General features: G+C 66.8%; 12 protein-coding genes. 8 read left to right on the top strand and 4 right to left on the bottom strand.

Annotated features, from left to right (window positions below):
- The coding region (locus tag BM162_RS21575) for an ATP-binding protein (protein WP_500691303.1) at window positions 1-508 on the top strand (508 nt) is incomplete at its 5' end.
- A gap of 133 nt (window positions 509-641) precedes the next feature.
- Here the strand turns inward: BM162_RS21575 and BM162_RS21570 are convergent.
- From BM162_RS21570 to BM162_RS21555, 4 genes are all read right to left on the bottom strand, one after another.
- Window positions 642-2,153 (bottom strand): sugar ABC transporter ATP-binding protein, encoded by a 1,512-nt coding sequence (locus BM162_RS21570; RefSeq protein ID WP_093425860.1) that lies wholly within the window; start codon window positions 2,151-2,153, stop codon window positions 642-644.
- On the bottom strand, window positions 2,150-3,124 hold the full coding sequence (locus tag BM162_RS21565; RefSeq protein WP_093425858.1) for an ABC transporter permease: 975 nt from the start codon (window positions 3,122-3,124) through the stop codon (window positions 2,150-2,152). The genes BM162_RS21570 and BM162_RS21565 overlap by 4 nt, the downstream gene beginning before the upstream one ends.
- Before the next feature lie 11 nt (window positions 3,125-3,135).
- Complete coding sequence (locus BM162_RS21560) at window positions 3,136-4,083, bottom strand: ABC transporter permease (RefSeq protein ID WP_093425865.1); 948 nt, start codon at window positions 4,081-4,083, stop codon at window positions 3,136-3,138.
- Window positions 4,084-4,346: 263 nt separating this feature from the next.
- On the bottom strand, window positions 4,347-5,327 hold the full coding sequence (locus BM162_RS21555; protein WP_218153162.1) for a sugar ABC transporter substrate-binding protein: 981 nt from the start codon (window positions 5,325-5,327) through the stop codon (window positions 4,347-4,349).
- A gap of 220 nt (window positions 5,328-5,547) precedes the next feature.
- Here BM162_RS21555 and BM162_RS21550 point away from each other — a divergent pair, with 220 nt between their 5' ends.
- From BM162_RS21550 to BM162_RS21520, 7 genes are all read left to right on the top strand, one after another.
- Entirely contained in the window at window positions 5,548-7,323 is a 1,776-nt protein-coding gene (locus BM162_RS21550; protein ID WP_093425862.1) for an ABC transporter substrate-binding protein, read from the top strand.
- Between the two features lie 15 nt (window positions 7,324-7,338).
- Window positions 7,339-8,148: an SDR family NAD(P)-dependent oxidoreductase gene (locus tag BM162_RS21545; RefSeq protein WP_093425857.1), complete on the top strand. Its 810-nt coding sequence runs from the start codon at window positions 7,339-7,341 to the stop codon at window positions 8,146-8,148.
- A 79-nt stretch (window positions 8,149-8,227) separates the two neighbouring features.
- Entirely contained in the window at window positions 8,228-9,526 is a 1,299-nt protein-coding gene (locus BM162_RS21540; protein WP_093425855.1) for a M24 family metallopeptidase, read from the top strand.
- 91 nt (window positions 9,527-9,617) lie between these two features.
- Window positions 9,618-10,616 (top strand): thiamine pyrophosphate-dependent dehydrogenase E1 component subunit alpha, encoded by a 999-nt coding sequence (locus BM162_RS21535; protein WP_093425853.1) that lies wholly within the window; start codon window positions 9,618-9,620, stop codon window positions 10,614-10,616.
- Window positions 10,617-10,626: 10 nt separating this feature from the next.
- Window positions 10,627-11,625 (top strand): alpha-ketoacid dehydrogenase subunit beta, encoded by a 999-nt coding sequence (locus BM162_RS21530; protein ID WP_093425852.1) that lies wholly within the window; start codon window positions 10,627-10,629, stop codon window positions 11,623-11,625.
- Complete coding sequence (locus BM162_RS21525; RefSeq protein ID WP_093425850.1) at window positions 11,615-12,970, top strand: biotin/lipoyl-containing protein; 1,356 nt, start codon at window positions 11,615-11,617, stop codon at window positions 12,968-12,970. Before BM162_RS21530 ends, BM162_RS21525 begins: the two co-directional genes overlap by 11 nt.
- Before the next feature lie 17 nt (window positions 12,971-12,987).
- A partial coding sequence (locus BM162_RS21520) for an aldehyde dehydrogenase family protein (RefSeq protein WP_143096283.1) occupies window positions 12,988-13,547 on the top strand: 560 nt, incomplete at its 3' end.

The raw sequence follows: 13,547 nt of genomic DNA, 5'->3' as shown, positions 1-13,547 counted from the left end.
GGCCAAGGTTCTGGGACAAATTGGGCTGGACGACACGCCGTTCAACATGGAGTTTTTCTATCATGCCGCCGACGACAGCCTGGCGCTCCTCGAGATCAACGCCCGCATCTCCAAGTCCCACAGTCCGCTCTTCGACAAGGTCGAGGGCGTTCCCCACAAGGAGGTGATGATCGATGTGGCGCTGGGGCGGAAGCCGGACTACCCGGCGCGGCAAGGCGCATTCCGGTACGCGGCAAAGTTCATGCCGAGGCTGTACGGACACTCCGCCGATGAGATCGTGACCCATGCGCCCTCGAAGCCCGAGATACAGGCCTTGGAGGAGCAGTACCCCGGCACCGAGATCCAGCTGCATATCGAGGAAGGCATGCAGCTTGGTGAAGATCACCACTACGACGAGTACAGCTATGAGCTTGGCGCAATCTTCATGGGCGCTCAGAGCCGTGCGGATCTGCATGCGAACTTCAAGCGCCTTTTCGACGAGATGGACATCCGCATGACCCGGCCCTGAGCAGGCGCAAGTACCTCGCGCAAGTCGGTGATGCCTATCATGGCGGTGTTTGGACGCCGTCAGTTCTCAGCCGCGAAATGGTCAGCTATGCGCGGGCGGCCCTGCTGAGGCCGAACGCCAAGGCCCGGACCGGTCACGCCGCGCGTTCGCCGCCGATGCCGGAGATTGCCTGCACGAGGTTGTCCTCGGTTACTTCGTCCGACGTGAACTCGCGCATCACGCGGCCTTGGTACATGGCGACGATGCGGTCGGAGACGTGCAGGACCTCAGGCATCTCAGACGAGATCACGATGATGGCGTATCCAGAGCGGGCGAGTTCGCGGATCAGGTTGTGGATTTCGGATTTCGAGCCCACGTCGATGCCGCGCGTGGGTTCGTCCACGATCAGCACGCGCGGCTTCATGGCGAGCCATTTGCCGATGACGATCTTCTGCTGGTTGCCCCCGGACAGGTTCCCGACGATCGAGCGCCAGGAGGGTGCCTTGATCTCGAGCCGGTCGCGGTACTGGTCGTAAATCGCGATCTCGGCTCCGTTGGCGACGAAGGGCCCCGCGGTCAGATCGCCGATCTGCGGCAGGGTCATGTTGTCCCGGCAGTTCATCCCCAGCACCAGTCCCTGCTCCTTGCGGCTTTCCGGCACCAGCGAGATGCCGCGCGCGATAGCGTCGGCGGGGGAGGCGACGTGTACCTCCTCTCTGTCCAGCAGAATCTGCCCGCTGGAGGGATGCCGCAGGCCGAAGAGCGTCTCGGCGATCTCGGTCCGGCCAGCGCCGACGAGCCCGTAGAAGCCCAGCACCTCGCCCTGCCGGACGTGAAAGTTCACGTCGCGGAACAGCGGGTCACAGGAGAGGTTTCGCGCTTCGAGCGCGATGTCGCCCAGTTCGGCGTGCTGCACGTTGCGGGAATAGTCGAGGCTGCGGCCGATCATCAGGCGCGTGACCTCGTCCTCGTCGGTCTCGGCCGTCACCAGCGTTCCGCGGTAGGCACCATCGCGCAGGACGCTCAGGCGGTCCGAAATGGTGAAGATCTCGTCCATACGGTGGCTGATATAGACGATGCCCACGCCGTCGGCCTTCAGGTCGCGGATGATGTCGAACAAAACGACTTTCTCGGCGTCCGTCAGCGACGCGGTCGGCTCGTCGAAGATCACCGCCTTGGCGTCCACCGTCAGGGCGCGCGCGATCTCGACCATCTGCTTTTTCGCGATGGACAGGCGCGACACCTTCGTCTCGGGCCCGAAGTCGCAGTTGAGCTTTTTCAGGATCTCGCCCGCGCGGGCGAAGAGCGTCTTCCAGTCCACCATGCCGAAGCGCTTGCGGGGCAACTCGCCGAGGAAGATGTTCTCGGCCGCCGTCATTTCCTCGGCGAGGCTGAGTTCCTGGTGGATCAGCACCACGCCCTTGGCCTTGGCGTCGAGCGGGGTGGGCAGGACAACTTCCTGCTCCTCGATGAAGATGCGCCCCTCGTCGGGCTGGTGCATCCCGGCGAGCACTTTCATCAGCGTGGACTTGCCCGCGCCGTTTTCGCCCAGAAGCGCGTGGCATTCGCCGGGCAGGACCTCGAAGCTCACCCCGTCCAGCGCGCGCACGCCGGGAAAGGTCTTCACGATGCCGTCGAGCCGGAGGGCCGGTGTTTGGTCGGTCATGTGCGAAGCTCCCCCTTGCCGCGGCGGGTCAGTTGCTTGTCGAGGAACAGCACCGCGATCAGGATCGTGCCGAGGATGACCAGCACGTAGAAGGCGGGCACCTGCATCAGGTTCATGCCGTTCCGAAGGATGCCGATGGCGAGCACGCCGCCGAGCGTGCCGATGATCGTGCCCGATCCGCCGGACAGCTTGGTGCCGCCCAGCACGACGGCGGTGATCGTCCAGAGCTCGTACTCGCGGCCCAGGTTCGGCGTCGAGGCGCCCATCTGGGTGGACAGCGTGATCCCGGCCAGGGCCGCGAAGAACCCCACGATGACGAAGTTGATCAGCATGTGCGGACCGACACGGATACCCGCGTTGACCGCCGCCTCGCGGTTGCCGCCCACTGCGTAGGTATTGCGCCCGTGCACCGTGCGCGACAGCAGCAGGTGCGTGATCAGGGCGAACAGAAGGAACAGCACGGCCAGCGTGGGCAGGGGTCCGACGCTCGACGCGCCGAAGTCGGAATAGGCGAAATTCATCGCGAAGAACGACTGCTCCTGCGTGTAGATGAAGACGAGGCCCCGCACCCCCAGCATCGCGCCCAGCGTCACGATGAAGGCGTCGACGCCCGTCTTCCAGACGATGAACCCGTTCAGCGCGCCCAGAAGGACGCCGGACAACAGGCCCGCGAGCACGCCGGGCAGGATCGCCCAGCTGCCCCAGGACGCGAACACCTCCCACCCTTGGATGTCGATTGCGAGAGACGCGGCCAGCGCCAGCGTCGCACCGACGCTCAGGTCGATGTTCCCGTTGATCATCACCAGCGTCATGCCGAGCGCGATGAGCCCGATGGTCGAGGTCTGGACCAGGATGTTCTTGAAGTTCTGCGGGTCGAAGAAGAACTCGTTCGAGACGCTGAAGAAGACGAAGATCAGCAGCACGAAGCCCCAGATCGGGTTCCGCAACAGCCAGGTGAGCGCGTTGTTCATGTCTGCCTCCCTCAGGCGATGGGCGAGAACAGCCGGCCGCGCTTGGCGGCGACGTCCAGCCAGACGGCCAGGATGATGACGATCCAGGTCACGAGCCACTGCACGTAATAGGCAAAGCCCATCAGCAGCAGGCCGTTCTGGATGAAGCCCAGGATCAGCACGCCCACCACGGTCTTGAGCACGTTACCCGACCCGCCCAGCAGCGACGTGCCGCCGAGGATCACGCCCGCCAGCACCAGAAGCTCGTAGCCCTGACCCACGTTGTTCTGCGATCCCATCACCCGGCTGCCCAGGATGACGGCGGCGCAGCCGGTGGCGAAGGCCGAGATCAGGTAGGTCGTGAACACGACGCGGCTGCGGCGGATGCCGCTGAAGACGGCCGCAGTGGGATTGCCGCCGACGGCATAGACGCGGCGGCCGAACGCCGTCGACGACATCAGGACGTGAACCAGGAGGGCGAAGACCAGGAAGATCACTATCGGCGTCGCAATCCCGAAGACGTAGCCACGTCCAAAGATGGCGAACCACGTGCTTTCCTGGTTCACGATATCGACGTTCTGTCCGCCGGAATAGATCAGGACGAGCCCCTGGATCGCCGACAGCATCCCCAGCGTGACGATCAGCGAATTCAGCCGCGCGTAGCCCACCAGCAGCCCGTTGACCGCGCCGAGGCAGAGCGTCGCGGCGAGCATCACGAGGATGGCGAGCCCGGGACCCATCTGGTCGTGCAGGTCGACCACCAGCACCGTCGAGAACGACAGCATCGAGCCCACGCTCAGGTCGAGATTGCCGCCGATGACCACCACCGTCACGCCGATGGCCATGACGCCGATGATCGCGCTCTGCCGGATCACGGTCATCAGGTTCTCGGCGCTCAGGAAGCGGTCCGAGAAGATGGCGAACCCGACGATGAACAGCGCGAAGGCGATCAGGATGCCTTGCTTGGCGAACACCGACATGGCGTTGCTGCCGGTCCGCCTGCGGATGCGGGCGGGCCGTCCCGCCTCGGGCTTCGTTTCTGCCACCATGGGCTTCCTCCCTCGCCGGCGGGATCAGCCGGCCTCCCTCGGTCGTTGCGTGGGACCGGGCGTCGGGTGCACAAGGCACCGTTCACGCCCGCAGTGCCGGGGCCGGCCACGTGCCGTTCGCGCGCTGCGCTGGGACAGGAGCCGCCACCGGAGGAACGCGCGGGCCACGAGCGGCCCGCGCGCCCGGGAGGGCCTCAGAACACCGGCTTCGAGAACTCGGTCATGTTCTCCTGGGTGATCTTCGGCGTCTCGAAATAATTGAGCTTCGGCACGTCCTCGCCGGCCAGCACGTCGAGCGCGGTCTGAAGTGCGGCCTCGGCGTCATCGACCGGCGACTGGTAGATCGAGCCGTAGTATTCGCCTCGTTCCATCGCCTCGTAGCCGACGGCGAAGTTGGTCGCGCCGATGAAGGCCATTTCGTCCGCGCGGCCGGCGGCCTTCGCGGCGTTGAGCGCGCCAACGCCCATGTTGTCGTCGCCCGAATAGACACCGTCGATGGTGTCGTACTTGGTCAGGAAGGCTTCCATGACACGCTGCGACTTCTCGCGGTTCCAGTCACCGGGCTGGGTCTCCATGATCTCGACACCCGGGCAGGCCTCGGCCAGGCGATCCTCGAAGCCCTTCTGACGCTCGATCGCGGTGGTGTAGCCGGGCTGGCCACTGATCTGCACGATCTGCCCGGATGCCTCGGCGGGGTCCTGGCCCTCTTCGGCGAGCGCCTCGCACATCAGTTCGGCAGAGTACGCGCCTTGCGTGATGTTGTCGGGACCCGAGAAGGCGGCGATGAAGTCCATGCCCTCTTCGGCGATGTTCGAATTGGTGATGACGACCGGAATACCCGCCTGGTGCGCCTGGCGCACGGCCGGGACCACGGCGTTACCGTTCGTGGGCCAGATGATGATGGCGTCGACGCGCTGCTGGATCAGGTCCTGGATCTGCGCGATCTGGCGGGCCACGTCGCCGCCGGCGTCCAGCACCACGGTCTCGACGTTCGGGTTGGCCGCCGCGGCATCCACGAAGGCCTGCTCATAGGTCGTCTGATAGCTGTCGACGCCGACATTGTTCTGCGTGATGCCGATGGTCACGGGGTCGTCCTGTGCCAGGGCGCCCCCGGCGAGCGCGATGCCGGCCATCGCGGTCGTGCCGGCGATCCATGTCTTCATCTTGGGTGTCATCGAAGGTTCCTCCCGGGTCGAATGTTCATCCCTTCCCGCCGCCTCGTCCTCCCGGGCGGGGGAATCGATGCCCGCTTACGTTACGGACACCATCAGCATTGACAATTCGTCCAGATCGGACGCCGCAGAATATACCCACAATGGATAAAAATTGATCCACGATGGACGAGATCTGAGCTTCTTCAGCTGCTCGATTTGGACATCCTTGGGATACGCCGCCATGACCCACACAGACAAATTCAGAATGAACATGCAGAGCAGGGCCGGGGCGGCCCGCCAACCGGTAGGACAGCCCGCTCAAGAACACCCCGCCGATCTTCTCCAGACGATCGGCTTTCTCGAAACCCTTCGCACCGAGCTCGACGCCGCGTTCGAGCTGAACGCGCCGAACCCGTATCTCAGCATGGCCACGCACCTGATCCGCAATCACCTGGAAGGCAAGACCGTCACGCCGTCGTCCCTGGCCGGCGCGGCGGGCGTTCCCTATGCCACGGCGGTGCGGCGGATGCAGGACATGACCGCGGCGGGGTTGATCGAGTACCGCCCGCGCACCAAGACCGGCAAAAGCTTCACCCTGCACCCCAGCGCGCCGATGATCGAAAGCTGGACGCGCCTTTGCGGACGCGTCCGCCGGCTGGGAGAGGCGCAGTTCGCCGCGCCGGGAAGCGGCGCGCGCGACTACTATTTCGGCGGCTCCTACATGGCCGGCCACTCGATCCAGCCGCCGCAGGTCCTGCCCGAGCCGCTGACCCTGCCGGGCGGTCTGCGCATCCTGGTCCACGGCGACCCGACCTTCATGGTGATGGAGAACCTCAAGCGCCAGTTCGAACAGGTGGTCGGTTGCAAGATCAGCCAGCGCGCCTTCTCGATCGACCGGCTGCGCGAAGAGGGGCTGAAGAACGCCGAGCGACGCGCTTCTCTCTACGACATCATCGCGATCGACCTGCCATGGGTCGGAGAATTTGCCGAGACCGGGGCGCTGCTGCCGCTGGACGAGGTGATGGATATCGAGCGGCTCGACCCCGGCGACTTCCATACGGCCGGGTGGCAGGCGACGCACTGGGGCGGCCGCCCCTATGCCGTGCCCGGTCAGACCACGCCCGAGCTTTTCCTCTACCGCCGCGATCTGTTCGCCGAGGCGGGGCTGGAGCCGCCGACGACGACCGACGCGGTGCTTCGTGCGGCCCGGCGCTTCCACGATCCCGCCGCCGGTCACTACGGCATCGCATGGAACGCGGCGCGCGGCACCGCGCTCGGCCACACGTTCATGATGACCTGCGCCGATTTCGGACAGCCGGTATTCGACCTGCCCCGCATCGCCGGCGGCTTCGACACCAGCGGCCTGCACCGGGGCGACCTGCGCCCGATGCTCGACAGCGACGGCGCCCTCGCCGCTGCCGAATACCTGATGGCGCTCATGGAGTGCTCGCCGCCCGACATCCTGTCGATGTCCTGGTACGAGCGGGTCCGCCCCTACGCCGCCGGCAAGGTGGCGATGGCGTACGGCTACACCCTGCTCGTACCGTATTTCGAAAGCGATCCGGACTCGCCCGCGCGTGGCCGCACCGGCTATTTGCCTCACCCGGCGGGGCGAGGCGGCGCGCCGATCGCGCCCGTGGGGGGCGATGCCCTCGGCATCCCGGCGAACCTTCCCAAGGAGCGACTTGCGGATGCGGCGGAGGCGCTGATCGCCTTCACCTCTCCGGAGGCGCAGAAGCTGTACGTCGAGCACGGCAGCCGGACCTGGCCGCGATATTCGGTCGGGGCCGACCCGGACCTGCGCCGTCTCTCGCCGCTCTTCGACGCCGTCGAGGAGATGTCCTGGCGCGACGAGCTTCAGTTCTGGCCGCGCCCTCCGGTGCCGCAGATCACCCGGATCATCAACATCTGCGGCCACGAGCTGCACGACATGCTGCGCGGGATCACCCGTCCGCGCGACGCGCTCCGCGCCGCGCAGGCCAAGTGCGAGCGCGCGCTGAAAACCGACGAGACCTGAGAGGGAGGAGACCCGATGGACCGCGAACGGCTGAAGGGCAAGAACATACTCATCACCGGCGCCGCGCAGGGCATGGGCGCCTGCAACGCCGAATACTTCGCGGCCCAGGGCGCGAACGTCTGCCTGGGCGATGTCAACGTCGATGGCGTGAACGAGGTGGCCGAGCGCATCAACGCGGAAGGAAACGGACAGGCGGTGGCGTTGAAGCTCGACGTGACCGAGCGCGAGGACAACGCCGCCGCGGTGGCCAAGACGGTCGAGGCGTTCGGGTCGATCAACATCGCGTTGCTCAACGCCGGCGTGAACAAGCCCCGGATGTTCATGGACATCGACGAGGACAACTGGGACATGATCATGAACATCAACGCCAAGGGGCAGCTTCTGGGGATGCAGGAGGCCGCGCGGCAGATGATCAAGCAGGGGCCAATGGAGGATCACCCCTACAAGATCATCAACGTCGGCTCGATCGTGTCGCGCACCGCGTTCCTCGACGTGATCCCGTATTCCTGCTCGAAATACTGCTCGCTCGCCCTGATCATCGGCGGCGCCAAGGCGCTGTGGGAGCACAAGATCACCGTCAACGGCTACGGCCCCGGCGTGGTGCGCACCGAGTTGTGGGAGCAGCTCGACCGCGACCTCGTCGAGATCGGCATGTTCGATCAGGAGGGCCAGTCGATGGACCACCTCGCCAAGACGATGATCACGATGAAGCGGTACTCGTACCCCGACGACGTGAAGGGCACCGCCGCGTTCCTGTGCTCGGACGAAAGCGACTACATGACCGGCCAGCTCGTCATGATCGACGGCGGCATGATCATGCAGTGATCGCCGGGCCCGCACGGCCCTTATGACTTAGCGGGGCGCGCAATGCGCCCGACCGATCCCCTTTTCGCAAGGCCCCGACATGACAGACGCCCTGAACCCCCGCATCCTGCAGCCTGGCGACATGGACCCCAACTGGCGATGGGAAAAGCACCTTCCCGCCTGGGGCCACACCGCCGTGGACTTCGAGCGCCGCGTGGACCACGACCGCCTGCGCCGCTACCGCCTGAGCCGCGCCAAGGACGCGCTGAAGAAATCCGACTGCGGCTCGCTGCTGCTCTTCGACGTCAACAACATCCGCTACATCTCGGCCACCAAGATCGGCGAGTGGGAGCGGGACAAGATGTGCCGCTTCTGCCTGCTGGCCGGGGACGACGAGCCCTATGTCTGGGACTTCGGCTCGGCCGCCGTGCATCACCGCGAGTATTGCGACTGGCTCGATCCCGACCGCTGCCTCGCCGGCGTCACCGGCATGCGCGGCACGATCCCGCCATCCTTCGGCCTGATCAAGAAATACGCCGAGGAAATCGCCGGGCTGATCCGCAAGGCCGGAATGGCCGACATGCCGGTGGGCGTGGACTATGCCGAGACCGCGATGTTCTTCGCGCTGCAGGAGGCCGGGCTGAAGGTCGTGGACGGCCAGCAGATCATGCTGTCGGCGCGCGAAATCAAGAACTGGGACGAAATCCAGCTTCTCAACCAGGCGGCCACGATGGTCGATGGCGTCTATCACATGATATACGAGGAGCTGAAGCCCGGCGTGCGCGAGGCCGACATCGTCGCGATGTCGAACAAGATGCTCTACGAGATGGGGTCGGACGACGTGGAGGCGATCAACGCCATCTCGGGCGAGCGCTGCAACCCGCACCCGCACAACTTCACCGACCGCTACTTCCGGCCCGGCGACCAGGCGTTCTTCGACATCCTGCAAAGCTATCAAGGCTACCGGACCTGTTATTACCGGACCTTCAATATCGGCCGCGCCACCCCTGTGCAGCACGACGCGTACGTGAAGGCGCGCGAATGGCTGGATGCGGCGATCGAGGCGATCAAGCCGGGCGTGACCACCGACACGGTGGCGAAGCTCTGGCCCAAGGCCGAGGAATTCGGCTTCCCCGACGAGCTGTCGGCCTTCGGGCTGCAGTTCGGCCACGGGCTGGGGCTCGCGCTGCACGAACGGCCGATCATCAGCCGGGTCGTGAGCCTGGACCACCCGATGGAGATCCAGACGGGCATGGTCTTCGCGCTCGAGACGTATTGCCCGGCGGCGGACGGCTACTCGGCGGCGCGGATCGAGGAGGAGGTCGTGGTGACCGACAAGGGCTGCGAGGTGATCTCGCTGTTCCCGGCCGAGGAACTGCCGATCTCGCACCGCTACTGATCGCTCCTGCGGAGCGATGCCTCCGGCGGAGGTATTTCAGGACCGAAGATGGGGCGGGTCGCGCATCGGGCGCACCCGCGGGAGGGACGATATGGGCCAGGCCAAGGCCAACACCGAAGACTATCTCAGGATGTACACCCAGATGGTGCGCATCCGCGCCTTCGAGGACAACGCCAACCAGCTTTACCTCTCGGCGAAGATGCCGGGGCTGACGCACATGTATTCCGGGCAGGAGGCGGTGGCCGTCGGCATCTGCGAGGCGCTGGAGGACGACGACCGCATCACCTCGACCCACCGCGGACACGGGCACTGCGTGGCCAAGGGGGCCGAGTTCAAGCAGATGTTCTGCGAGCTTCTGGGCAAGGCCGAGGGCTATTGCCGGGGCAAGGGCGGCTCGATGCACATCGCCGACCAGGACCACGGCAACCTCGGGGCCAACGCCATCGTCGGCGGCTCGATGGGGATCGCCACCGGCGCGGCGCTGACGGCGAAGCTGCAGGGCACGGGGCGCGTCGCCGTGTGCTTCTTCGGCGACGGGGCCACGGCACAGGGGCTCTGGTACGAGGTGATGAACATGGCGGCGCTGTGGAAGCTGCCCGTCATCTATGCCTGCGAGAACAACGGATACTCGGAATACACCAAGACCGAGGAGATCGCCGCGGGTTCGATCACCGCACGGGCCGAGGCCTTCGGGATCGAGAGCTTCGAGGTGGACGGGCAGGACGTGCTCGCCGTCAACGACCTGACGCAGAAGCTGGTCGCGCGCTGCCGCAAGGGCGAGGGGCCGTTCTTCATGAACCTGAAGACCTATCGCTATCACGGCCACCACGTGGGCGACATCAACCGCGACTATTACCGGGCCAAGGACGAGGAGGCGGAGTGGAAGACGCTGCGCGACCCGATCGTGAACTTCGGCAAATGGCTGGAGGAGCAGAGGATCGTCACCGCCGATGAACTGGTCGGGATCAACGACACCGTGCGCAAGGAGGCCGAGGAGGCCGTCGCCTATGCGGAAAAGGCGGCCTATCCGGATGCGTCCGAGGTCGACATGCACGTCTATGCCGGCGTTCCGCACGCCCTGAGCGCCTGAGGAGGGGACGATGACGAGGGAAATCACGCTGTCGAAGGCCGTGAACGAGGGCATCGCCGAGGAGATGCGCCGTGACCCGGCTGTCTTCCTGATGGGCGAGGACGTGGCCGAGGCCGGTACCCCCTTCAAGGTGCTGTCGGGCCTGGTCGAGGAATTCGGCACCGAACGCGTCATCGACACGCCGATCAGCGAGCCGGGCTTCGTCGGCATGGCCGTGGGGGCGGCGATGACGGGCTCGCGCCCCATCGTCGACCTGATGTTCGGCGACTTCATCTTCCTGGTGATGGACCAGTTGTGCAACCAGGCGGCCAAGACGCATTACATGTCCGGCGGCAAGCTGACGGTGCCGATGGTGCTGCGCACGAACCTCGGCGCGACCCGCCGCTCGGCTGCGCAGCATTCGCAGTCGCTGCACGCGCTTGTGGCGCACATTCCGGGGCTGAAGGTGGCGCTGCCGTCCTCGGCATACGAGGCGAAGGGCCTGCTGAAGACGGCGATCCGGGACGACAACCCGGTCGTGATCTTCGAGGACAAGCTGATGTACCAGGACAAGGCCCAGGTGCCGGAGGAGGAGTACCTGATCCCATTCGGCGAGGCCAACGTGGTCCGGCCGGGGCGTGACATCACGCTCGTCGCCACGTCTTCGATGGTGCAGGTCTGCACCAAGGCCGCCGATGCGCTGGCGAAGGAGGGGATCGAGGCCGAGGTGATCGACCCGCGCACCATCGTCCCGCTCGACGAGGCGACGATCCTCGACTCGGTGCGCAAGACCTCGCGCGTAATCGTGGTGGACGAGGGTCACCAGAGCTTCGGCGTGACCGCCGAGATCGCGGCGCGCATCGCCGAAAAGGCGTTCTATTACCTCGACGCGCCGGTGGCGCGGATGGGGGCGATGGACGTGCCGGTGCCGTTCTCGCCCGCGCTCGAGGACCTGACCGTGCCGACGCCCGAGGGCGTCGCCGCCCGCGCCCGCCAGCTGTGCCGGGGGGAGGTGGCCGATGCCGCATGAGGTCATCATGCCGGCGCTCGGCATGGCGCAGGACAGCGGCGTCATCGTTTCGTGGCTGAAGTCCGAGGGCGAGGCGGTGAAGACCGGCGAGGCGCTGATGGAGGTCGAGACCGACAAGGCCACGATGGAGGTCGAGGCCGCCTTTGACGGCTTTCTCACCGGGATCCGCGCGGCGGCGGGGCAGAGCGTGCCGGTGGGCGACGTGGTCGCGCTGATCTCGGAGACCGCCGACGCCCCGCCGCCCGCGCCGAAGGACACGCCCGAGGAGGAAGCCGCCGCCCCGGCGCCGCCCAAGGGCAAGACCGTGATCATGCCGGCGCTTGGCATGGCGCAGGACACCGGAACCATCGTCGCCTGGCTCAAGGCGCCGGGCGACCGGGTGCGTGCCGACGAGCCTCTGCTCGAGGTCGAGACCGACAAGGCGACGATGGAGGTCGAGGCCGGCCACGACGGCTGGCTGGCGGAGCTTCGCGGCAAGGACGGCGAGGCGGTCCCGGTAGGCGAGGTCATCGCCATCGTCACCGCCGAGGAGCCGGCATCGCCGCGGCACCTGTCCGTCGGGGAAGGCGCGCCGGCTTCGGGTGGCGCAGCAGTACGAAGCTCCGGTGCAGAAGTCGAAGCGCGGGACGAAACGCCGCGTGGTGAAGAGCCTGCGGCGCAGGGGAGGCCTTCCCCGTCTGCGCCCCGGGACGGCACGGTGTCCCCGATGCCGGAGGGGCGCCTCCTTGCGTCACCCAAGGCAAAGCGGCTGGCGCGGGATCGGGGGTTGGACCTTTCGCTCCTGGTGAAGGCGGGCCACCCGCAGCCCTATCACGTCGCGGACCTGGACGAGCTTCAGCGCCTTGCCGAGGCGCGCCCGACCCCCGTGGCCGATGGCGGTGCGCGCTACCGGCTCACCGCGCGCGTGCCCTCCTCGGGGCTGGCGGACTTCGAGACATGGATGACCGACTCCCTCGGGTCCGCGCCGGACCGGCCCGTCGTGCTGGCCGCCTTCGCCGCCGCTTCGCTGAGGCTCGCGACTGGCGAGGCTGGCGCATTGCTCATCCGGCATGAGCGGCCGCTTGCCGCGTCCGGGCTGCTCGCCGATCCCGACCTGTCGCCCCTGGGCGAGATCGCGGCGGCCGACGACGGCGCACCGGCGCTGATCCTGCGCGACCTGACGGCCAGTCGGATCGAGACCGCGTCGCTGGGCGACGCCGTGCCGGTCCTGACCGTGACGCGCGAGGGCGAGGGTCTGGTCGCCGCGCTCGACGCGCCAGCTTCGACACTGGACGGCGACGCGGCGTTGCTCTGCCTAGACGACTTCGCGGGCCGCTTGGCGGACCCGCTGCGTCATCTGCTTTGACACCCGGAGATGCACCCATGCTGAAAGTAGCAGGACAAGACCTCAACACCGACCTCTGGATCGACGGCGCCTGGCGCGCAGGGGCCGAGGGCGCGCGGTTCGACGTGCTCAATCCGGCGGACGAGACCGTGCTGGCCTCGGTCGCCTCGGCCGAGATCGCCGATGCAGACGCCGCGCTCGACGCCGCCCATGCCGCCTTCGCCGACTGGGCCGGCCGCACGCCGCGCGCGCGGTCGGAGGTGCTGCGAAAAGCGTGGGAACTGATGACGGAGCGGCTGGACGAGATCGCCCGCCTGATCACGCTGGAGAACGGCAAGGCCGGGGCGGACGCGCGGGGCGAGGCCGCCTATGCGGCGGAGTTTTTCCGCTGGTTCGCCGAGGAAGCGGTGCGCGCCGACGGCATGATCACCCGCGGCCCCTCGACCGGGGCGCGCATCGTGGTGCAGCACAAGCCCGCCGGTATCGCCGTGCTGGTGACGCCGTGGAACTACCCCGCCGCCATGGGCACGCGCAAGATCGCCCCGGCGCTGGCCGCCGGCTGCCCGGTGATCATCAAGCCGGCCTCCGAGACGCCGCT

The sequence above is a fragment of the Tranquillimonas alkanivorans genome, assembly GCF_900115595.1.
Lineage (GTDB): Bacteria > Pseudomonadota > Alphaproteobacteria > Rhodobacterales > Rhodobacteraceae > Tranquillimonas > Tranquillimonas alkanivorans.
This window is presented reverse-complemented; position numbering and strand designations above follow the sequence as displayed.